This is a genomic window from Pseudomonas salicis (assembly GCF_057128705.1).
The window spans coordinates 853924-872315 of record NZ_JBSKHU010000003.1 but is presented as its reverse complement, the minus strand read 5'-3'; the positions used below and the strand labels follow the sequence as shown (position 1 = coordinate 872315).

Annotated in this window: 23 protein-coding genes; 8 read left to right on the top strand and 15 right to left on the bottom strand. The window is 59.9% G+C overall.

Annotated features, from left to right (window positions below; all coding sequences use genetic code 11):
- The 3 genes from ACWKWE_RS14700 to ACWKWE_RS14690 form a co-directional block, all read right to left on the bottom strand.
- A complete protein-coding gene (locus ACWKWE_RS14700; RefSeq protein WP_444860610.1) occupies nucleotides 1-996 on the bottom strand; it encodes an ABC transporter permease in 996 nt (331 codons plus the stop codon).
- Nucleotides 996-2546 carry a sugar ABC transporter ATP-binding protein gene (locus ACWKWE_RS14695; protein ID WP_483850940.1) on the bottom strand — a complete coding sequence of 517 codons (1551 nt, stop codon included), beginning with the start codon at nucleotides 2544-2546 and terminating at the stop codon, nucleotides 996-998. Before ACWKWE_RS14695 ends, ACWKWE_RS14700 begins: the two co-directional genes overlap by 1 nt.
- A gap of 67 nt (nucleotides 2547-2613) precedes the next feature.
- A complete protein-coding gene (locus ACWKWE_RS14690) occupies nucleotides 2614-3573 on the bottom strand; it encodes a sugar ABC transporter substrate-binding protein (RefSeq protein WP_341958503.1) in 960 nt (319 codons plus the stop codon).
- Nucleotides 3574-3917: 344 nt separating this feature from the next.
- Here ACWKWE_RS14690 and ACWKWE_RS14685 point away from each other — a divergent pair, with 344 nt between their 5' ends.
- Nucleotides 3918-4190: a hypothetical protein gene (locus tag ACWKWE_RS14685; RefSeq protein WP_483850939.1), complete on the top strand. Its 273-nt coding sequence runs from the start codon at nucleotides 3918-3920 to the stop codon at nucleotides 4188-4190.
- A 77-nt stretch (nucleotides 4191-4267) separates the two neighbouring features.
- Here ACWKWE_RS14685 and ACWKWE_RS14680 read toward each other — a convergent pair whose 3' ends face one another.
- On the bottom strand, nucleotides 4268-4492 hold the full coding sequence (locus ACWKWE_RS14680; RefSeq protein WP_166596862.1) for a YgdI/YgdR family lipoprotein: 225 nt from the start codon (nucleotides 4490-4492) through the stop codon (nucleotides 4268-4270).
- 209 nt (nucleotides 4493-4701) lie between these two features.
- Between ACWKWE_RS14680 and ACWKWE_RS14675 the strand changes: the two genes are divergently transcribed.
- Together ACWKWE_RS14675 and ACWKWE_RS14670 are read left to right on the top strand one after the other, a co-directional pair.
- Nucleotides 4702-4944, top strand: a complete 243-nt coding sequence (locus ACWKWE_RS14675; protein WP_483850938.1) for a DUF1654 domain-containing protein — start codon at nucleotides 4702-4704, stop codon at nucleotides 4942-4944.
- A 120-nt stretch (nucleotides 4945-5064) separates the two neighbouring features.
- Nucleotides 5065-6099, top strand: coding sequence for an endonuclease/exonuclease/phosphatase family protein (locus tag ACWKWE_RS14670; RefSeq protein ID WP_483850937.1), 1035 nt, complete (start codon nucleotides 5065-5067; stop codon nucleotides 6097-6099).
- 55 nt (nucleotides 6100-6154) lie between these two features.
- Here ACWKWE_RS14670 and ACWKWE_RS14665 read toward each other — a convergent pair whose 3' ends face one another.
- The gene (locus ACWKWE_RS14665; RefSeq protein WP_178115744.1) at nucleotides 6155-6484 is read right to left on the bottom strand and encodes a hypothetical protein; all 330 of its coding nucleotides are present in this window, start codon (nucleotides 6482-6484) and stop codon (nucleotides 6155-6157) included.
- 485 nt (nucleotides 6485-6969) lie between these two features.
- Between ACWKWE_RS14665 and ACWKWE_RS14660 the strand changes: the two genes are divergently transcribed.
- Together ACWKWE_RS14660 and ACWKWE_RS14655 are read left to right on the top strand one after the other, a co-directional pair.
- Nucleotides 6970-7194: a DUF6555 family protein gene (locus ACWKWE_RS14660; RefSeq protein ID WP_166596859.1), complete on the top strand. Its 225-nt coding sequence runs from the start codon at nucleotides 6970-6972 to the stop codon at nucleotides 7192-7194.
- Between the two features lie 82 nt (nucleotides 7195-7276).
- The gene (locus tag ACWKWE_RS14655; protein ID WP_166596858.1) at nucleotides 7277-7525 is read left to right on the top strand and encodes a hypothetical protein; all 249 of its coding nucleotides are present in this window, start codon (nucleotides 7277-7279) and stop codon (nucleotides 7523-7525) included.
- Between the two features lie 179 nt (nucleotides 7526-7704).
- Here the strand turns inward: ACWKWE_RS14655 and map are convergent, their stop codons facing one another.
- The 5 genes from map to ACWKWE_RS14630 form a co-directional block, all read right to left on the bottom strand.
- Entirely contained in the window at nucleotides 7705-8490 is a 786-nt protein-coding gene (gene map / locus ACWKWE_RS14650; RefSeq protein ID WP_483850936.1) for a type I methionyl aminopeptidase, read from the bottom strand.
- Nucleotides 8487-8741, bottom strand: coding sequence for a ParD-like family protein (locus tag ACWKWE_RS14645; protein ID WP_483850935.1), 255 nt, complete (start codon nucleotides 8739-8741; stop codon nucleotides 8487-8489). Before ACWKWE_RS14645 ends, map begins: the two co-directional genes overlap by 4 nt.
- A gap of 75 nt (nucleotides 8742-8816) precedes the next feature.
- Nucleotides 8817-9167 carry a helix-turn-helix domain-containing protein gene (locus tag ACWKWE_RS14640; RefSeq protein WP_341958512.1) on the bottom strand — a complete coding sequence of 117 codons (351 nt, stop codon included), beginning with the start codon at nucleotides 9165-9167 and terminating at the stop codon, nucleotides 8817-8819.
- Between the two features lie 390 nt (nucleotides 9168-9557).
- The gene (locus ACWKWE_RS14635; RefSeq protein WP_166596802.1) at nucleotides 9558-9785 is read right to left on the bottom strand and encodes a hypothetical protein; all 228 of its coding nucleotides are present in this window, start codon (nucleotides 9783-9785) and stop codon (nucleotides 9558-9560) included.
- A gap of 120 nt (nucleotides 9786-9905) precedes the next feature.
- A complete protein-coding gene (locus tag ACWKWE_RS14630; RefSeq protein ID WP_483850934.1) occupies nucleotides 9906-10937 on the bottom strand; it encodes an Ldh family oxidoreductase in 1032 nt (343 codons plus the stop codon).
- 141 nt (nucleotides 10938-11078) lie between these two features.
- On the opposite strand from ACWKWE_RS14630, the gene ACWKWE_RS14625 reads away from it, so the two are divergent.
- Nucleotides 11079-12317, top strand: coding sequence for an NAD(P)/FAD-dependent oxidoreductase (locus tag ACWKWE_RS14625; RefSeq protein ID WP_483850933.1), 1239 nt, complete (start codon nucleotides 11079-11081; stop codon nucleotides 12315-12317).
- A gap of 4 nt (nucleotides 12318-12321) precedes the next feature.
- Here the strand turns inward: ACWKWE_RS14625 and ACWKWE_RS14620 are convergent, their stop codons facing one another.
- The 3 genes from ACWKWE_RS14620 to ACWKWE_RS14610 all read right to left on the bottom strand — a co-directional run bounded on the left by ACWKWE_RS14620 (nucleotide 12322) and on the right by ACWKWE_RS14610 (nucleotide 13485).
- Entirely contained in the window at nucleotides 12322-12747 is a 426-nt protein-coding gene (locus ACWKWE_RS14620) for a GNAT family N-acetyltransferase (protein WP_483850932.1), read from the bottom strand.
- A gap of 113 nt (nucleotides 12748-12860) precedes the next feature.
- On the bottom strand, nucleotides 12861-13127 hold the full coding sequence (locus ACWKWE_RS14615) for a PepSY domain-containing protein (RefSeq protein WP_166596851.1): 267 nt from the start codon (nucleotides 13125-13127) through the stop codon (nucleotides 12861-12863).
- A gap of 169 nt (nucleotides 13128-13296) precedes the next feature.
- The gene (locus ACWKWE_RS14610; RefSeq protein WP_166596850.1) at nucleotides 13297-13485 is read right to left on the bottom strand and encodes a hypothetical protein; all 189 of its coding nucleotides are present in this window, start codon (nucleotides 13483-13485) and stop codon (nucleotides 13297-13299) included.
- Nucleotides 13486-13698: 213 nt separating this feature from the next.
- Here ACWKWE_RS14610 and ACWKWE_RS14605 point away from each other — a divergent pair, with 213 nt between their 5' ends.
- The gene (locus tag ACWKWE_RS14605; protein ID WP_483850931.1) at nucleotides 13699-15519 is read left to right on the top strand and encodes a monovalent cation:proton antiporter-2 (CPA2) family protein; all 1821 of its coding nucleotides are present in this window, start codon (nucleotides 13699-13701) and stop codon (nucleotides 15517-15519) included.
- A 21-nt stretch (nucleotides 15520-15540) separates the two neighbouring features.
- Here the strand turns inward: ACWKWE_RS14605 and ACWKWE_RS14600 are convergent, their stop codons facing one another.
- Nucleotides 15541-16446: a LysR family transcriptional regulator gene (locus ACWKWE_RS14600; protein WP_483850930.1), complete on the bottom strand. Its 906-nt coding sequence runs from the start codon at nucleotides 16444-16446 to the stop codon at nucleotides 15541-15543.
- Between the two features lie 115 nt (nucleotides 16447-16561).
- Between ACWKWE_RS14600 and ACWKWE_RS14595 the strand changes: the two genes are divergently transcribed.
- Complete coding sequence (locus tag ACWKWE_RS14595; RefSeq protein WP_483850929.1) at nucleotides 16562-17413, top strand: NmrA family NAD(P)-binding protein; 852 nt, start codon at nucleotides 16562-16564, stop codon at nucleotides 17411-17413.
- A gap of 7 nt (nucleotides 17414-17420) precedes the next feature.
- Here the strand turns inward: ACWKWE_RS14595 and ACWKWE_RS14590 are convergent, their stop codons facing one another.
- On the bottom strand, nucleotides 17421-18296 hold the full coding sequence (locus ACWKWE_RS14590) for a LysR family transcriptional regulator (protein WP_166596846.1): 876 nt from the start codon (nucleotides 18294-18296) through the stop codon (nucleotides 17421-17423).
- Between the last annotated feature and the right edge of the window lie 96 nt (nucleotides 18297-18392).

Below are 18392 nucleotides of genomic sequence, written 5' to 3'. Positions count from 1 at the left end.
TCAGCCGCGCCGCCGTGCGCGGTTGCTGCGGTAGGTGTCGAGCACGACTGCCACGACGATCACAGCGCCGGTGATGATGCGTTTGGTGGGCTCGGTGGCGCCAATTTGCGCAAGGCCTGCCGCCAACACCGAGATGATCAGAACACCGAAAAACGTGCTGATCACTGACCCACGCCCGCCCATCAGGCTGGTGCCGCCAATTACCACCGCCGCGATGACCTGAAGTTCGAGGCCCGATCCGGCATTGGGGTCAGCCGCTTCAAGACGGGAAATCTGGAACAAGGCAGCGACACCTGCCAGCAGTCCCATCAAGGAAAAGACCAGAATCTTGTAGGGCTTCGGATTGATCCCTGCCAGACGCACGGCTTCTTCGTTCGTCCCGATGCCGATCAGGTAGCGGCCGAAGACCGTTCGGGTCAGCACGGCCTGGGCGGCAAAAATCACGATCAACGCGATGACGAACGAAGGCGAAATGCCGAACGCGAAGGGATTGGACAGCCAAGCGAAGGAATCGCCGATGTACGCCGTGCGCGAATCCGTCAATTGGTACGCGACGCCGCGCGCCATTTCCAGCACACCCAGCGACACGATGAAGGACGGAATGCGCCAGGCCACGGTGATCGAGCCGGTCACAGTGCCCGCTACTGTTGCGCACGCCATGCCGAGCAGCGCGGAAGGCAACACGCCCCAGCCCCACCCCAGCATGGCCACGCTCACGGCGGAAGCAGCCAACGCCAGCACCGAGCCGACAGACAGGTCGATACCGCCAATGATCAGGATGAAGGTCATGCCAACAGCCAGCACCATCAGATCCGGGATTTGGTTGGCCAGCGTGCTGAAGGTTTCGTAAGACAGAAAATGATCGCTGAGAAAGGAGAACAGCACGATCATCGCCAGCAAGGCGCCCGCCAGACCGAGGTACGTGCCGAGGCCGAAATAATTGCCGGTGCGCTTGCCCGGCGAAGGCAGAGCGGCAGGAGTAGTCGAGGTTTTCATCAGTCGTTCCTGGGCGCGGCTTCAGAGAGCAGCGCATCACGTTTTTGGTAGCCAGCGAAGGCCGCGGCGAGCAGTTCGTCCTGGGTCCAGCTGTCGCGCTCGAACGTGTCGATCAACCGACCGGCCGACAACACGCCGATGCGATCACAGATCAACATCAGCTCACGCAAATCGCTGGAGACCACCACCAATGCCCTGCCCTGTCGCGTTAACTCGCCGAGCAGCGCGTAGATGTCGAACTTGGCGCCCACATCGATCCCTCGCGTCGGCTCGTCGAACAGCATCACTTGGCAGTCGCGCTCCAGCCAGCGGCCGATGACGACTTTCTGCTGGTTACCACCCGACAGCTCCGAAACCAGTTGCGTTGGGCTGGAACTGCGAATGCGCATGGCTTCGACCTGACGTCGGGCCAGGGCCATTTCGGCGTTGCCGTTGACCACGCCACCATTGGATATCGCCTCCATGTTGCCCAAGGCGATGTTGGCGCTGATGGACTGCGACAACAGCAGACCTTCGCCTTTGCGGTCCTCGGTAATGAGCGCGATCCCGTGACCGACGGCGTCCACTGGCGAGCTGACGCGCACGGTTTGCAAGGGGCTGCCCACCTGGATGCTGCCGCTGTCGGCGGTGTCCGCGCCATAGATCAGACGCAACAGTTCAGTGCGGCCTGCGCCAATCAGCCCGGAAATGCCGAAAATCTCACCGGCGTGGACGTCGAAAGAAACATTCCGCACTTTGTCCGAGCGGCTGAGGCCTTTGACCGAGAGGGCGACGCCGCCAATCTTGCGCTCGCCAAGGTCGATGTGTTCGCCCAACTCGCGCCCCACCATGAGCGTGACGAGTTGTTCGCTGTTGTAATTGGCCATGGCATCGACGCACACGAGCTTGCCATCGCGCAGCACGGCGATGCGCTGGGCGACGCGAGCCAACTCTTCCAGGCGGTGAGAGATATACACGATGGAAACGCCGCGATCCTGCAGCCGGGTAATCTGCTCGAACAACATCTCCACTTCACGGGCCGTCAGCATCGCGGTCGGCTCGTCGAGAATCAGCACATGGCAATCGCCGATCAGGTTGCGGGCAATCTCGACCATTTGCTGATGACCAATGCCCAATTCACCGACCAGGGTGTCGGGATCAATGGCCTCGAGACCCACTTGCGCCATGGCCTTGATCGAGTCTTCGCGCAATTTTTTGCGGTTGATGAACCCGGCCCGACTGGGCAGGTTATCGAGAAACAGATTTTCAGCGACCGACAGCGTCGGCAGCAGATTGAGTTCTTGCATGACCATGCGCACGCCCAGTTTTTCCGCTTGGGTGCGGCTGGCCGGTGCATAGGGTTGCCCCTGAAACTGCATGTCACCTGTGGTCGGGGTAACCAGTCCACCGATGATTTTCGACAGGGTGCTTTTGCCCGCGCCATTTTCACCGGTCAGCGCCAACACTTCCCCGCGCAGCAGCGTCAGGTCGATGTCGCCGAGGACAGGTTGGGCGTAGGTTTTGCCGATGTTGCTGACAGACAGAACAGCGGCCTGAGCAGACGCTGACATAACGCTCTCCACGCGCCCGCTCCCGGTGAGGAGCAGGCGGTATGTACGGATGATTGACGGGTCGGGCTTATTGCGGCTTGGTGACCAGCTCGACCGGGGTCTCGATCACACCGTCCTTGATGTCGAGCTTGTCGCCCTTGATCATCTTCAACGCGGTGTCGATGCCGAATACAGCCTGACGCGCAGCGAACTGGTCAGCGGTAGCGAGCACTCGACCGTCCTTGAGCATCGGCTTGATGGCGTTGATGTTGTCATAGCCCACGACCTGCACTTTGCCCGCCTTGCCTGCGGCACGTACCGCCGACACTGCACCCAGCGCCATGCTGTCGTTACCGGCCAGCAGGGCTTTCAGGTTCGGGTATTCGTTGAGCATGGCCGAAGCGACGGCGTTGCCCTTGTCGATTTCCCAGTTACCCGATTGCGTGGAAACGATCTTCATCTGTGCAGCGTCCATGGCGTCCTTGAAGCCCGCGGTGCGTTGCTGCGCGTTGGTGGTGGTCGGCACACCTTCGATGATCCCGACCTGATCGCCCGCCGTCAGTTGCTTGGCGAGGTAGTCACCCACCAGCTTGGCGCCCTTGCGGTTGTTCGGGCCTACGAACGGCACTTCGATGCCTTTGCTTTTCAGCACGTCCGCGTCGAGCTGGTTGTCGATGTTGACGACCTTGATTCCCGCTTTCATGGCCTTGTCGATCACCGATGCCAAGGCCTTCGAGTCAGCGGGTGCGATCACCAGCGCGTCGACCTTCTTGACGATCATCTGGTTGACGATGTCGATCTGCGCGGCCGTATCAGACTCGTTCTTGATGCCGTTGGAGATCAGGTCGAAATCACTGGAATGTTGTTTCTGGTACTGCTTCGCCCCGTCTTCCATGGTCAGGAAGAACTCGTTGGCGAGGGATTTCATCACTAGCGCGACGGTGGGCTTTTTGGCGTCGTCAGCGTAGGCAGAAGAGAGAGGCAGGGTTACCGCACTGGCGGTGAGCATGGCAACAGCAAGAAGACGTGCAGCGAATGGCAGCTTCATGGAATCACTCCGACATTATGATTATTGTATCGGCATCGTCCGCGAGGTCAGGGTACACCCGGCCAATCGCAAACGTTTGCGTGAACGAAACTATGAGAATGGTTGCATCGTTTGTCAACAGCCTGAACCCTGGCGACAGGCTTTTTCAGATTTGCCCTACAACCGCCGGATGGATTATTCCCCGTTCACAGGCCACGATGTGATGGCTTAAGCGTGCGCAATACCGCATTAAATACGCTATTTAGTCCGCTGCACCCCTCAATGCTGCGCTAATATGACGGCGATCTGACATCGCGCATCGCCAATGTCGCTGTCACTCACATAAGAACGTCGTTGGAGTGGAAATGATAGACCCGGCCGTACAGAACACCCTCGCAGAGCAAGGCAACGACCCTGCTTCGGATTTCATCGAGTCGATGATTTCCGCCTTACCCGGTGTGGGTCCTGTAGGAAAAAGCCGCGCAGCTCACCGGCAGTGGTATGAATCGCTGTCCGAAGAAGATCAAATGAAAGTCCGTGACAAGCTGCGAGAAGAAATTGCCAAGGTCAGGGAGCAATTCGGCCGTCGCTCCAACGCCGTGTCAGCGCAATCCGTCAGGCTCAGAGACCACGGCTGATCCGCGGCCCTCATCTTGGGTTTAGACCGATCGCCTAAACCCCACCAGACCTGATCGCCCCTTTCGGTAGGCTCTGTTCAATCCTCCTTCTTCACCGTCGCCACTTCATCGGCACGCACTCTGACCGTTTTGCCAGAGATGTCTTTGAACTCATAAAACCCGTCAACACTCTTGGTCTTGGGCACATCCTCGGTGATGTATTGCGTGCCGTTCTGCAACGTGACCACGGTGGCGGTCGAGCACCCCGCCAACGCTACGCAACCTACGAGCGCCAAGGACAGCCCCAACCCTCTGATCTTCATGCCGACTCCTCTATTTTTCCAGATCATTGCGAACCGATTCGCCAATAGGGACTCTGATCGACGCAATCGCTTTTGGTTCGCGAAAAAAAGAATTGGTCGGACAAATCAACGACTTGGGTTGCGATGAATATTCTTCTTACTGCACGGTTGCGAAACGTCCCACACTGAAATACTGTATGCGCATACAGCTAAAACAAGGGATCACTCTCATGTCTACCACCGCCGCTACAGCCCCTGCGCCGTACGAACGTATGGCCATCCGCATTCAGAAAATCATCAATGCCCCGACCGCACAGAAATCGCGCTCTGCCCTGATCTTTCGCCTGGCCGACGAACTCGAAGAGGACTGGAATCAACTGCTTGAGGAGATCGCAGAGAACGACAACGTGACCCTCGCATGGCGTGATGACGGTGGCGTGCAGATTTTCTGGACAGTGCCCAAAGAGGACTGAGCTGACCTGACCCCTCTTGCAGCCACATACCCGCCCTATCGGCGAGTCACAACTGTGCCTCGCCCCGCGCTAATCAGCCCGTAGTTGGATTCAATGCTCAGACTTTTCGTGTCATGCCTCTTGCTTATCTCCTCCCTGCAAACCGCACTCGCCGACGTCAACATCGGCACCTGGAACCTGGAGCACCTGAGTGTGCGGCCCAACAAGGATTTCCAGAGCATCGCTAAAGTCGCGAAAAACGTGGACTTTCTTGCGGTGCAAGAACTCATGAGCGAAGACGCACTGAACACCCTCGCCAAGGAACTGATCCGGCAGACGGGTAAACACTGGAGCGCGATGGCGTCACACGCGGTGGGTCGATCGACCTACAAGGAAATGTACGGTTTCGTCTGGCGTGATGACATCGTGGCCTACGAAGACGGCGCAGTGACTTATCTGGATCGCGGCGACACCTTCGAACGCGAGCCCTACTCCGCCCGCTTCCGATCGCTCAAGGACGACACGACCTTTGTGGTCGCCACGGTGCACATTCTTTACGGCAAGAATCAGGCTGACCGCGCTTCGGAAATCACCGCGCTGTCCAGCTACTGGGCGTGGTTGAAAGACACGTACCCTGGCAACAACCAAATCATGTTGATGGGCGACTTCAACACGCCGCCGAAGGCACCGGCCTGGAGCAACCTGGACGCCAGCGCGAAACCATTAATGCTGGAGGGTGCCTCAACGCTGTCCACCACCGACGGCAAATTCGCAAACCTTTACGACAACGTCTTCGTGAGCAGGCAATCCGCGATCAAGGCCAGCGAGATCAAAGTCTTCAAATATCCAGAGTACCTGGGGATGACCAACGCAAAAGGCCGTGACAGCGTGTCGGACCATGCGCCGATCTTCTTCCGCGCCAGCTTCACGGGGGGCCGTCAGGTGGCAGCATCTGCGGCGCCAAGCTCATCCTTGCCGAACCCGATGAAACCGGCGTCGCCGGATTCCAGCGGAAAAAACTTGACCGTGGCGATTCGCGGGAACAAAAAAACCCTGATCTACCATCGCCCGGACTGCCCGTCATACAACTCGGTTTCAGAGAAGAACCGTATCGACTTCGCCAACGCCGCCGCTGCTGAAGCCCAGCATTATCATTTGGCGGGCAACTGCCGCTGATAGACACCTCGTCGTGAAGGGCGCGCCTGATATCAGGTGGCGCCCCTGGCCTGGCTTATCGACGTGCCAGATCGTGCTGGATGCAGCCGTCATAATACGTTTGCTTGACGGCTGCCGGTTTCAATCGCGATGGACTCTTATACGTCTGTTCGGTGATGCCTAGCGCCATTTTGCGCATCCAGGGTTGAGAAAACTTCTGTGCCTGAAGCTTCCGGCGCTGGCTGTATAAAGTCTTCCCGGACAGCTTCGATTGCTGCGCGACGCCAGCCATACCCGCTCCCCATTTACATACCTGTACGTCCTGCTTACTGACAGTACGCGCTTGTACAGGGAGTGCCGCCATCATCAAAACAAAGGCCGTCACGCCCAATCCCATCTTTCGCATACGCCCTCGTCCCGGAATCACTTGAAAGAAAAGGATTTTTCCAGAAAACCCACGCCCTGCGGGCCATCAGATTGCCTTTTTTATGCGGGAAGGCTTCTGTTGGCTCTACGGTCGCTGCCCACCGGGTCCCTGTCGCTCTTCGTACACCCAAAAGCGCATGGATTTGAGGCCATGCATCGCATCAAGGGCACATGGACACTCAAACAGATATGGCACATGGCCGCTTATCGGCGAGCGATTCAAAATGCCATGAAACAATGCAATTCTCTCTCGGTCGGTAGCCATTCGCAGCTGCAGAAGGCTACTCGTCTCAGGCAGAGAACACGCATTACGATCCATGGCCGGAATCCTGTTTTTTTGCAGCCTGTATCGATCTCGAAATGAAGTGACAGCACCGCTGATGCATTCCGCGGACACCCTGTCAGGTACATAAGGACGTACTCAATTTCAGACCGGCGTACTCGACGCCCAACAGGCCCATGACGATGAATGATTCCAGGGATTTTGAAATTCATTACCGTTTCCGAGGCGAACCCCGGCACTTCTGCCACCATGCCAGTCACTTGTGTGAAAGCGAGGCGTTGCACTTTGCGACCTTGCACGCGGGTGTGGGCAATCTGGATGGCGGTGTCGCTGCGGGCCCCATGCGTTTGGCCATGCTCTATGCCGAAGGGCTGGGCGTGACTCAGGTTCAGTGGAAGCGAACCTGACGCCACAAATCTCCAAACAAACCGCGAATCAAGTGGTCGGTATTTACTGCAGCGCTCATTAAATCAGCAACGCGAGGTAAATATGTCCATTGATAACGCGCTTAAACACGAGGTTCTGACTCGACTCTTGCACGCCCACCCTGCGGGTTTGGGGAAAGAAGTTCTGGACAACTATCGAGGGGAAAACGCGGTTGCGGATACCCTCGAGCATTTGCAGAAAGCCGGCTTGATTCACCACGGCTGTGTCGACAGCCCGGCAAAAGGTGAGCGAACGCTCAATTACCCGGTGAAGTTGAGTTCCGCTGGCGTAGAAGCCGCCAAGCAGCTTTGACCTGAATACCGTCGGTATCGAAAAGGGGGGAATGCTGGTGTTCTCCCCAAGTGCTGCAGACCCGATCATCCATGAGCCGGTCGGGTAGCAGCACTACAGGGGAACGAGAAGAATCCTACAAGCTGCGTCTGTTTTCAGTCACTCTGACAATTGTGACTTAATTAGTCGAACAAGCCGCATCACACCGCTGGATAATCGCCCGTGCCGTCCGGCCAGGGCGTCAGCAACTCAAAACCCGTTTCAGTGACCGCCACCATGTGCTCCCACTGTGCGGACAGCGACTGATCACGGGTCAACACGGTCCAACCGTCGCTCAACACGTGGGTGCCCGGCTTGCCGGCGTTGATCATGGGCTCGATGGTAAAGACCATGCCCGGCTTGAGCTTGAGCCCTTTGCCTGCTGCGCCATAGTGCAAGACCTGAGGTTCTTCGTGGTATTTGCGGCCGATGCCATGGCCGCAATACTCCCTCACGACGCTGAATCCCTCACGGTGGGCAACGGTTTGAATGGCGTGGCCGATATCGCCCAGCGTCGCGCCCGGTTTCACCGCGTGAATACCCGCCAACGTCGCTTCGTAGGTGGTTTCAACCAGACGTTTCGCCAGCGGGCTGACTTCACCCACGTAATACATCCGGCTGGTGTCGCCGTACCAGCCATCCTTGATGACCGCCACGTCAATATTGACGATATCGCCTTCCTTGAGGATGTCGTCTGGTGACGGGATGCCGTGACAAACCACCGTGTTGGGCGAGATACAGGTGGTCTTGGTGAACCCGTGGTAACCCACATTGGCCGGGATGACTTTCAGTTCATTGACGATGAAATCGTTGCAGATGTCGTCCAGCGCTTCGGTGCTGATACCGGGTTTGACGTGCTGACCGATCATGGCGAGCACGTCTGCGGCGAGACGACCTGCAATGCGCAGTCCGACCAGATCGGCTTCGGTCTTGATACTCACGCTCATTGCGACACCACCCTGACCTGAGTCTCTGCGGTTGCATTTTCATCAGGCAAGGCACCCAATAAGGTATTTCCGGAGACCTCGGCGCGGATCAGCAATTGACAGATGTCGGAGTAGTTCAGCCCCGGATTGAGCTCAGCGAGCATGCCGACCCGCATCCAGTGCTCGGCCTGGGCATTGATTGAGCGACTTAGCGCGGCGCTGGCCGAGCGAATATTGGCGTGCATATGTTCGGAAATCTTGACCAGTCCCATGACTTACCTCGCGTTTGATATACGAAGCATATATGTTTCATATATTTTCACGCAAGCCGCAGAACGGTTCTCGCATCACGCCGACGCTTGGGCAGCCGCATCCATCGCACATTCCGAGAGCGACGTCGCCAGCTGAGAAATGGCCTCCTGATCGTCCTCGCTCAGAGCGCGGTAGTGAGTGATGATCGCGCGCTCGGCGTCATTCAACGACTCGGCCGCCATCGGCGTGCGTTGGCCGGAGAGCACATACAGCACGTCAACGCCTTTCTTTCCTAGCGCGGCCAGGTAATCGGAACGGGGAATGCGTTCTCCGCTCTCATACTTCCCTTGGGCATTGGCCTCGACGCCGCCGATGGTGCCAAAGTCCTGCTGCGAAAGTCCGAGGCGCTTGCGTTCTTCTTTCAGGCGGGAGCCAAGATCTTTCATAAACGCGGGCCTCGAATGTGACTGTGTCTAAACCAAGACCCCACTGGTCGAGGGGAGTTGCGAATCACCCGACAATTGTTCAAGCTTCGCGCTTTTCGGCTCAAGTAAGCGCTCGACGCGGCCGATAACTCGGATGGACAGCTTGTCATTGATGTGGCAACCCGATTCTTGCAGTTCGGAGTACCAGACGTGATTACATTTTTACTGGGTTGGTGTGCCGTTTCAGTCGTGGGAACGGTGATCGCAGTCGGTCTCATCAGAGCGGGCAAGAAGCGCCAGCCCGAAGTCGATGACGCGCCTGCCACCGAGGCTGTTCCTGTCGCTACCCCTGCGTCCTACGACCGCTAAACCGTCCTTCGCTCTGCGTCACGCAGCGCTCGAGGCGAATGCTCACTCCACGGCACAATGCGCCTGTTCACCTGAGTAGGACAACGGGCCTGTCGCAAAGCCCATCTGCTCCAGGCCAATGCTGAACTGGCGGACCCCTGCCGCCAGCGCCAGAAAATCCTCACGCTGCATCTCGTTGCCCCAAACGCTGCTGAACGACGCTTCGCGCACCTGAGAGGGTTGGGCCTTGGCCGGGAAAGCCAGGGTGGTTTCGGCTTGATTCATTTGCATGGTCGATCCCTCTTCACTAAACACTGTGTGGATATACAGTATTTTCTTGGGCAACCAAACGCAAGCCTTGATTCGACGAGCGGTCGTCTTTGGAACGTACCGCGCGTTGACGCGAAACGGTCAGACCCCGGCGAGTCCCTTGAGACGCTGGAGATCTTCGGCCGCGAGAACGATGCCTTCCGCGAGCGATATTTCCCGCTGTTGATAACGGCGATCCCCCGGCATGCGCCGCTGCCCCACCCCATGCATCTGTCTCACCAGCTCTTCGCTGCGTTGCGCGAAGGCCTGTCCGCTGCCCTTGTCAGGGTCGATGACGATGAGGGTCTGCCCAGTCCACGGCGTCTGGGCGCCCGGCTTTGTGGACATGTCAAACTCGAAAGAAAAATTGCCCCCCGTGAGCGCCGCTGACAGCAGTTCCACCATCATGGACAGCGCCGAACCCTTGTAACCCCCAAAGGGGAGCAGCGCGCCGCCGTCGAGAATCGCCTTGGGGTCTTCGGTCGGTTCACCGGCGCGATCAACGCCCATGCCCGGTGGCAACAGGCGCCCTTCCCTTGCGGCGATCTGCACGTCACCGTGGGCAATGGCGCTGGTGGCCATGTCGAACACAATCGGCTGCCCCCCGGCACGCGGCGCCGCGAAGGCGATCGGGTTGGTGCCGAAGAGCGGCTTTTGCGCATCATGGGGCACCACGCAGGTCATGCTGTTGACCACGCTCAACGCCACCAGCCCTTCTTGGGCGAAAGGCTCGACGTCGGGCCAGAGCGCCGCAAAATGGTGGGAGTTGCGAATCGCCAGAATCGCGATCCCGGCCGTGCGCGCCTTTTCGATCAGCAGCGCCTTGGCGGCTTGCATGGCGGGCTGTGCGAAACCGCCACCGGCATCCACCCGAACGAATCCCGCGCCAACATCCTCGACGTTCGGCACTGCCTGACCATCGACCCAACCGGCTGCGAGGGATGACAAGTAGCCTTTGATGCGGAAGATGCCGTGACTGTGCGACCCGTCGCGCTCGGCGCTGGCGCAGTTTTCCGCCAGCACGCGCGCTACGTCTGCCGAAGTGCCATGGCGCAGAAATATCTGGCGCAGGAGTTCGGTCAGGTCGCTGTAGGAAATCGTCTGGGTGTCAACCGCGTCGCGGGGTGAGGACATCTGAAGCTCCGGTGTGATTATTGGAAGTGGAAGCCGAACAGAACGTAGATCAGCGCCTGAGAGTACTGTGGGCGAGCAACCGGGTAAACTGCGCACCTGCATCTTGCCCCTCGTGCGCTTCAACTGATCAAGGATCATTCCATGGAGTGTCAGACCCTCGTTCTCGGCGCCGGCATCGTCGGCGTGTGTTCCGCCCTGCACCTGCAAGCCGCAGGCCAGAGCGTCGTGTTGCTTGATCGCAATGACCCTGGCACCGGGACCAGTCACGGCAACGCAGGGCTGATCGAACGCTCCAGCATCATTCCCTACGCCTTCCCCCGCGAGTGGACCAGTCTGGTTCGCTATGGCCTCAACCGGCAATCGTCGATGCGCTTCAACCCGGTGTTTCTGCCTCGCCTGTCGCCGTGGCTGCTTGAGTACTGGCGGCAGTCCTCGCCGGAAAACCTGGCCCGTGCCAGCCAGGCCATGCAACCGCTTATCGAACGTTGCGTCACCGAGCATGACCTGTTGGCCGAGGCGTCGGGCATGACCGGCTTGATGCGCGCCAAGGGCTGGATCGAGTTTTACCGCGATAAGAAGGAGTTCGATCTGGCATCCGCTGACGCCCGATCCTACGAGCAATACGGACTGCGCTTCGAGATTCTCGACGCCAGCCAACTGCGCGACCGCGAGCCGGACCTGAACGGCGTTGTCGGCGGCATTCATTGGCACGATCCGAAGAGCGTGACCGATCCTGGTGCACTGGTGCGGGGATACGCGGCGCTGTTTGCCCAGCGCGGCGGCGTGGTGCTCAAGGGGGATGCGAGGACCTTGAAGCAGCAGGGCGCTGGTTGGGAGGTCGACAGTGCCCAGGGCCGAATCAGTGCCAGCAACGTGGTGGTGGCGATGGGGCCGCAATCCGCCGAGGTCTTCTCGACGCTGGGTTACCGCATCCCCCTGGCCATCAAGCGCGGCTACCACATGCATTACGCATCGCTGCCGGGCGCCGAGCTGCAACATTCGGTGATCGATGCTCAGGCGGGTTTCGTGCTGGCGCCGATGGCGAGAGGAATCCGCCTGACAACGGGCGTCGAGTTCGACGCCAGCGATGCACCGCCCAATGAAATCCAGTTGCGTCGCTGCGAAGCCATCGCCCGTACGCTCTATCCGCTGGGTGAACGGCTGGATGCCGAACCGTGGCTGGGGCGCAGGCCTTGCCTGCCAGACATGCGCCCGGTAATCGGCCCGGCCCCTCGTCACACGGGGCTGTGGTTCAACTTCGGTCACGCCCATCACGGTCTGACGCTGGGACCGGTCACCGGACGTCTGCTGGCCGAGATGATGACCGGCGCACCGACGTTCACCGACCCGGCTCCTTACAGCCCCGCGCGCTTTCGGTAACGGTTCAGCTCAGCCGTTTCTGGAAGAACAGGCGCTGGTGCCCTGGCGGGTAATCGTCGAGCTGGCCGAACGAGGCGTAGCCGTGTTTGCGATAGAACTCGGGGGCCTGAAAGTCGAAGGTGTCCAGCCAGACGCCCACGCAGTTGCGCTCACGGGCAAAGTCTTCGGCCATTTCCATCAACCGGCTGCCCATCCGCTGCCCACGGGCCAGCTCGGGCACGACCAGCAGTTCGATGAAGCACCAGCGATAGAGAACCCGGCCGTGAAGCCCGCCGATGACTGCATCGGTGGTTTCATCCCGGACAAAGAACGCGAACTTTTCCGACAGGCCATCCCCCGCTTTCGCCGCGTTGTAGGCCTTGAGGGGTTCGAGAATCTGCAGACGTTCGTCTTCGCTGGGGTTGCTCTTGAATTCGATTCGCACGCTCATGCGTCGCTTCCTGCTGACATGGAAAAGGAACGCAAGGGTGTTGGATTTGGCGGAATGAGTAAAGCGGCGGCAAACAGAGGGAGCCGCCGAATGGGGCTCCCGGGTGGACGGGATCAGTCTTTCTGATCGCGGAGGATGTTGCCGGAGGTGCCGTCGATGCGGAATTCGTACGTCAGGCTATCGGCCTTGCGGCCTTCACCTTCCCAGTACCCTTTGTCATCGGCCTCGATCTTGTAGATCTCCGTGTAACCGGACGACTTCGCCTTTTCGATGGCCTTCTCGATGGTGATCCAGCCTGGGCCAGGCTTGTCCGCGAGGGCGAACGGGGCAGTGGCCAGAGCGGCGGTGGCGAGGACGGCAGCGGTAAGTGTCTTGATCATTTTTGAACTCCATTTCCCTTTGCGGGCTATTGACGTGCAGGGGGTTGGAGTCGGTCGAAAGACGGATGGTTCAGGCGAGGTTTTGTAACGGGGTGCTGCACGGCGACCGGCGAACATCATCCTGGGATGACGACCGCCGGGAAGCCGGTGTTGCAGGAAGCCACATCAATCAGCGCTTGACCTTGCGACGCAGAATGCCGTTCAGCACCACGACCACCACGGCGACAAAAATGGCAATGTACTGGAATTTTTTCTCGTCGAGCACGCCAATGGTTTGCAGGTGCGACAGGCCGAGCATGATCACCAGCACACTCAAGGCGATGAGGATCGAATAAATCAGACGCTGTTTGTTGGTCATTACGGAGGTTCCTGAAAACGGGTCTAGATCGTTTGCACTGCCGCAAACGCGCCCGACATCTTACGCCGTCACAAAGGTGATAGCACCCTGGGCCTGCGCCTTTGATACTGCGGCGAAGCGTCTCGGTGACTGAACCCTGTCACTTTGCCGTGGTTTAATACCGGCAGTTTACGTTCGTTGTACGCATTTTTTCGTCGTTGAAAGGAGTCCCCAATGCCCCATGAAGGCAGCCTGTTGCAGGCCGCAGTCGTGTTTCTGCTCGCCGCCGTTCTGACCGTCCCCCTGGCCAAGCGCCTGCAACTGGGCGCGGTGATCGGTTACCTGATCGCTGGCGTGATCATCGGCCCGTCGGGTCTGGGCCTGATCGGCAACCCGCAGAGCGTGGCGCATATTTCCGAGCTGGGCGTGGTCCTGCTGCTGTTCATCATCGGCCTTGAGCTGTCGCCCAAACGGTTATGGGTGATGCGCAAATCAGTGTTCGGCGTGGGTCTGGCGCAAGTGCTGCTCACGGGTCTGGTGATTGGCACCGTGGCGCTGCTGGGATTCGGCCAGCCGCTGAACAGCGCCGTGGTCCTCGGCTTGGGTCTGGCCCTGTCGTCCACGGCCTTTGGCCTGCAAAGCCTGGCCGAACGCAAAGAGCTGAACGCGCCCCACGGCCGCCTGGCCTTCGCGATTCTGCTGTTCCAGGACATCGCGGCCATCCCGCTGATCGCATTGGTGCCGATGCTGGCGGGCGGCGATCACGAAGCGTCGTCCGGCGATTCCCTGCGTCATGGTTTGCAGGTGCTGGGCGGCATTGCCGTGGTCGTGGTCGGCGGGCGGTATTTGCTGCGGCCGGTGTTCCGCATTGTCGCCAAGACCAAGCTGCAGGAAGTGTCCACGGCCACCGCGTTGCTGGTGGTGATCGGCACGGCCTATTTGATGGACCTGGTCGGCGTCTCGATGGCGCTGGGCGCGTTTCTCGCCGGTCTGCTGCTGGCGGATTCGGAATACCGCCACGAGCTGGAATCGCAGATCGAGCCGTTCAAAGGCCTGTTGCTGGGCCTGTTCTTCATCAGCGTCGGCATGGGGGCCAACCTGGGTCTGTTGCTGAGTTCGCCAATCACCGTGCTGGCCCTGACCGTTCTGCTGATCGGCCTGAAGCTGCCGCTGCTGTTCTTCGTTGGCCGGTTCGCCGGGGGCCTCGGCAAACAGAGCGCCTTGCGCCTGGGGCTGGTGTTGGCGGCGGGCGGGGAATTCGCCTTCGTGGTGTTCAAGATTGGCCGCGACCAAGGCCTGTTCGATGCCACGCTGTACGACACGCTGGTGCTGACCATCACCCTCTCCATGGCCCTCACCCCGCCGCTATTGCTGGTGATGTCACGCTGGCTCAAACCCAAAGCGGTGGTCAAGGAAGTGCCTGATGAATACAGGGACATCGATTCGGACAACCCTCGCGTCGTGATCGCGGGCATGGGCCGGATGGGGCAGATCGTGGCGCGTATCCTGCGTGCGCAGAAAATCCCTTTCATTGCGCTGGACACTTCGGTGGAGACGATCGAGTTCACCCGCAGCTTCGGCAATGTCCCGGTGTTTTACGGCGACCCGCTGCGTCCGGAAATCCTCCGCGCGGCCAAAGTGGATCAGGCGGAATACTTCGTGATCGCCACCGACGACCCGGACACCAACATCAAGACCGCCGAGCTGGTGCGCAAGCTGTACCCGCACCTGAAAATCATCGCCCGGGCCCGTAACCGGCAGCACGTGCATCGCCTGTTGGACCTCGACGCGCAGGCGGTTCGGGAAACCTTCTATTCCAGTCTGGAGATGACTCGCCGCACCCTGATTGGCCTGGGCTTGACCGAGGCGCAGGCGGCGGCGCGCATCAATCGCTTCAAGCGTCATGACGAACAGGTGCTCAACCGTCAGCACCTGATCTACGACGATGCGGCGAAGGTCATGCAAAGCGCACTGGAAGCCCGAACCGAACTGGCCGAGCTGTTCGAGTCCGACCACATGGACGAAGAAGCCGAACTGGCTGCCAGCAAACCCTGACTTCGTCCTGCGCTGAGTCGGCTAACGGCTCAGCGCGACGACGAACTCCAGAAAGGCGCGCACCTTGGCCGGTGGCAGATGGCGGGACGGGTACAACGCATACAGCGGGAAATACTCGTCCGGCCAGTCCGGAAACAGCTCCACCAGTCGCCCCTCCCGAAGCGCCGGTTCCACGCCCAACGCCAACACTTGCGCCACCGCCTGCCCTTCCTCGCAGATGCGATGCATCGTTCCCACGTCGTTGACCATCAACCGCCCACGCGTGTTGACGAACAATCGCTCATCACCCCGATGAAATTCCCACGGAAACGGACGCCCGGTGTGTGAGTCGCGAAAATCGATGCAGACGTGCTGAGGGCTTTGCAAATCAGTCGGGTGGTGCGGCCTGCCGTGCTTTTTCAGGTACGCCGGGGAAGCGACGGTCAACACCCGCGTCTTGAGCAACTGACGACCAATCAGCGATGACGAGGGCTGCTCCCCGAAACGCACGGCCAGGTCGACGCCGTCCGCGATCAGATCGCCCAGTTGCTCGCGGGTCACCAGGTCCAGTTCCAGCTCAGGATAGGTGGCCATGAAGTCGCCCAATGCCGGGGCCAGAATCAGCCGGGAGAAATACGGATCGACGTTGACCCGCAAACGCCCGCGCACGGCCGTGGCGCTCCCGGACGCCTGGGTGGCCGCCTCTTCGAGCCCGGCCAGCAGCGGCGCAATCTCTTCGTAAAGTCGGCGGCCCTCATCGGTCAGCTTGACCGAGCGCGTGGTGCGGTCGAACAGCCGAATCCCCAGCCGCGCTTCCAACCGGGCCACTGCGCGACTGACACCGGATTGGGTCATGTCCAGCGCTTCGGCGGCCTTGACGAAGCTGCCGCTGTCGACCACCGCCGACAGCACGCCCATGCCACCGGCCAAACGTCCGTCGAAACTCATTAATGATTCTCCAGCATGGATGCAATGACACCCATGCTATCGGAGAATCAAACCGCCCGACGCGATAATTCTCGCAACGGCGACATCAGGTCGCTCCGAATGAGGAAACGGATTCATGTACACGATCATGGGTGTGACCGGGCAAGTGGGCAGTGAAGTGGCGCGCAATCTCCTGGCAGCGGGCAAACCGGTGCGTGCGGTGGTGCGCAGCGCCGAGAAAGGTCAGGTGTGGGCGAATCAAGGATGCGAGGTTGCGGTCGCCGATGTGGACGACGTGTCGGCGTTGACCACTGCCTTTCAGAACAGCACCGCGGTGTTCATCCTGCTGCCGCCGAACTTCTCGCCGACCGAAGGCTTTCCGGAAACCCGCAAGGTCATCGCCAACCTTAACGAAGCATTGACCACGGCGGCCCCTGGCAAGGTGGTGTGCATCTCCACCATCGGCGCTCAGGCGACGCAGCCCAATCTGCTGAATCAGCTGCAACTGCTGGAGAAAAGCCTGAGCACGCTCGAACTCCCGGTGACCTTCCTGCGTCCGGGCTGGTTCATGGAAAACTGCCTGTGGGACGTGGCGCCTGCGACAGAAACCGGTGTGATTCCCAGCTTTTTGCAACCGCTGGACAAACCGGTGCCGATGATTGCCACGGCGGACGTCGGACGTGTTGCCGCCGAGCTGTTGCAGGAACAGTGGTTCGGCAAGCGGATCGTCGAGCTGGAAGCTGAAAGTCACGTCACGCCGAACCAGATCGCCGACACCTTTAGCGAACTGCTGGGCAAGCCGGTGTCGATGCAGGCGGTGCCCCGCGACACCTGGCATGACCTGTTTACCTCGCAAGGCATGAGCAATCCGCTGCCGCGCATGCAGATGCTCGACGGCTTCAACGAAGGCTGGATTCGCTTCGAAGGGCTGCCACGCAAGGGCCATGTGACGCTGAAAACCGTGCTGGCCGGGCTGTTGGCGCGCTAAGTGGCGATCAGGCCTCCCGCGAGTTTTTCACGTTTTCGATGAAGCGCGTGACCGCGGGGGCCTTTTCGTAGCGGCGGTGGATCAGCGACAGGTATGAGGTGGGCTGACAGTCTTCGATGCGTCGATACAGCACGTTCGGCAACTGGATGTGATCGACCACCGATTCCGGGACCACCGCCACGCCTTGCCCCAGGCTCACCAGCGCGACCACGGACACCAGACCGCCCGGTTGAGGCCCCAGGGTCGGCGCAAAGCCGCCTTGGGCGGCCACTTCCAATGTCCCGGAAATCTGCTCGGGCAGAATGAACGTCTCGTTTTGCAGGTGCATCGCGTTGATCAGCTTGAGCTTGCTGAGCCATGACCCGCTCGGCAGCGCCAGGGCAAACCCTTCGGTCAGAAGCTTCACAGCGCTGACCGACTCCGGCAGGTTCATGGGCGAACGAATGAAGCCCACGTCCAGCCGCCCTTCTTCAATCATCCTCGGCAACGCCGGCATCAGGTGTTCAGTGATCGCGAACTCGACGTCGGGATGCCCTTGGCGAAACGCCCCCACCTGACGCTGCAACACGCCCGAAAACACGGCCGAAGCGACGTACCCCAATTCGATCTTTCCCGCTTCGCCCCGTCCGGCCCGCTGCACGTTGTATTGCGCGGTCTCGAACTGACGCACTGCGAGTTCGGCCTCGATCTGCAAGGCGCGGCCTGCGTCGGTCAGACGAACCTCCCGCTGCTCGCGGACGAACAACCGTGTGCCCAAGGCGCTTTCGAGATCCTGGATCTGCCGCGTCAACGTCGGCGGCGCGATGCCCAGTTGCTCGGCGGCACGGGTGAAATGACGGTGCCGGGCAACAGCGAGGAAGTAGCGAAAATGACGGATTTCCATGGCACGTTACCTGGCAGGTAATTGATTCGTGGGAGGCAGGTAACGAAGCATACGCCTTTCGGCGATATTCTGAATGTCACCGAACCCCGGTATCTG

Excerpts from the sequence above, each read along its gene's own strand:
- ACWKWE_RS14610 (WP_166596850.1), bottom strand. The coding sequence starts at position 13,485 with ATGACCAACAAACAGCGTCTGATTTATTCGATCCTCATCGCCTTGAGT.
- ACWKWE_RS14600 (WP_483850930.1), bottom strand. The coding sequence starts at position 16,446 with ATGAGTTTCGACGGACGTTTGGCCGGTGGCATGGGCGTGCTGTCGGCG.
- ACWKWE_RS14595 (WP_483850929.1), top strand. The coding sequence starts at position 16,562 with ATGTACACGATCATGGGTGTGACCGGGCAAGTGGGCAGTGAAGTGGCG.
- ACWKWE_RS14680 (WP_166596862.1), bottom strand. The coding sequence starts at position 4,492 with ATGAAGATCAGAGGGTTGGGGCTGTCCTTGGCGCTCGTAGGTTGCGTA.
- map (WP_483850936.1), bottom strand. The coding sequence starts at position 8,490 with ATGAGCGTGAGTATCAAGACCGAAGCCGATCTGGTCGGACTGCGCATT.
- ACWKWE_RS14590 (WP_166596846.1), bottom strand. The coding sequence starts at position 18,296 with ATGGAAATCCGTCATTTTCGCTACTTCCTCGCTGTTGCCCGGCACCGT.
- ACWKWE_RS14690 (WP_341958503.1), bottom strand. The coding sequence starts at position 3,573 with ATGAAGCTGCCATTCGCTGCACGTCTTCTTGCTGTTGCCATGCTCACC.
- ACWKWE_RS14695 (WP_483850940.1), bottom strand. The coding sequence starts at position 2,546 with ATGTCAGCGTCTGCTCAGGCCGCTGTTCTGTCTGTCAGCAACATCGGC.
- ACWKWE_RS14645 (WP_483850935.1), bottom strand. The coding sequence starts at position 8,741 with ATGGGACTGGTCAAGATTTCCGAACATATGCACGCCAATATTCGCTCG.
- ACWKWE_RS14660 (WP_166596859.1), top strand. The coding sequence starts at position 6,970 with ATGAATGATTCCAGGGATTTTGAAATTCATTACCGTTTCCGAGGCGAA.
- ACWKWE_RS14685 (WP_483850939.1), top strand. The coding sequence starts at position 3,918 with ATGATAGACCCGGCCGTACAGAACACCCTCGCAGAGCAAGGCAACGAC.
- ACWKWE_RS14665 (WP_178115744.1), bottom strand. The coding sequence starts at position 6,484 with ATGCGAAAGATGGGATTGGGCGTGACGGCCTTTGTTTTGATGATGGCG.
- ACWKWE_RS14615 (WP_166596851.1), bottom strand. The coding sequence starts at position 13,127 with ATGATCAAGACACTTACCGCTGCCGTCCTCGCCACCGCCGCTCTGGCC.
- ACWKWE_RS14620 (WP_483850932.1), bottom strand. The coding sequence starts at position 12,747 with ATGAGCGTGCGAATCGAATTCAAGAGCAACCCCAGCGAAGACGAACGT.
- ACWKWE_RS14655 (WP_166596858.1), top strand. The coding sequence starts at position 7,277 with ATGTCCATTGATAACGCGCTTAAACACGAGGTTCTGACTCGACTCTTG.
- ACWKWE_RS14625 (WP_483850933.1), top strand. The coding sequence starts at position 11,079 with ATGGAGTGTCAGACCCTCGTTCTCGGCGCCGGCATCGTCGGCGTGTGT.
- ACWKWE_RS14605 (WP_483850931.1), top strand. The coding sequence starts at position 13,699 with ATGCCCCATGAAGGCAGCCTGTTGCAGGCCGCAGTCGTGTTTCTGCTC.
- ACWKWE_RS14700 (WP_444860610.1), bottom strand. The coding sequence starts at position 996 with ATGAAAACCTCGACTACTCCTGCCGCTCTGCCTTCGCCGGGCAAGCGC.
- ACWKWE_RS14675 (WP_483850938.1), top strand. The coding sequence starts at position 4,702 with ATGTCTACCACCGCCGCTACAGCCCCTGCGCCGTACGAACGTATGGCC.
- ACWKWE_RS14635 (WP_166596802.1), bottom strand. The coding sequence starts at position 9,785 with ATGCAAATGAATCAAGCCGAAACCACCCTGGCTTTCCCGGCCAAGGCC.
- ACWKWE_RS14640 (WP_341958512.1), bottom strand. The coding sequence starts at position 9,167 with ATGAAAGATCTTGGCTCCCGCCTGAAAGAAGAACGCAAGCGCCTCGGA.
- ACWKWE_RS14630 (WP_483850934.1), bottom strand. The coding sequence starts at position 10,937 with ATGTCCTCACCCCGCGACGCGGTTGACACCCAGACGATTTCCTACAGC.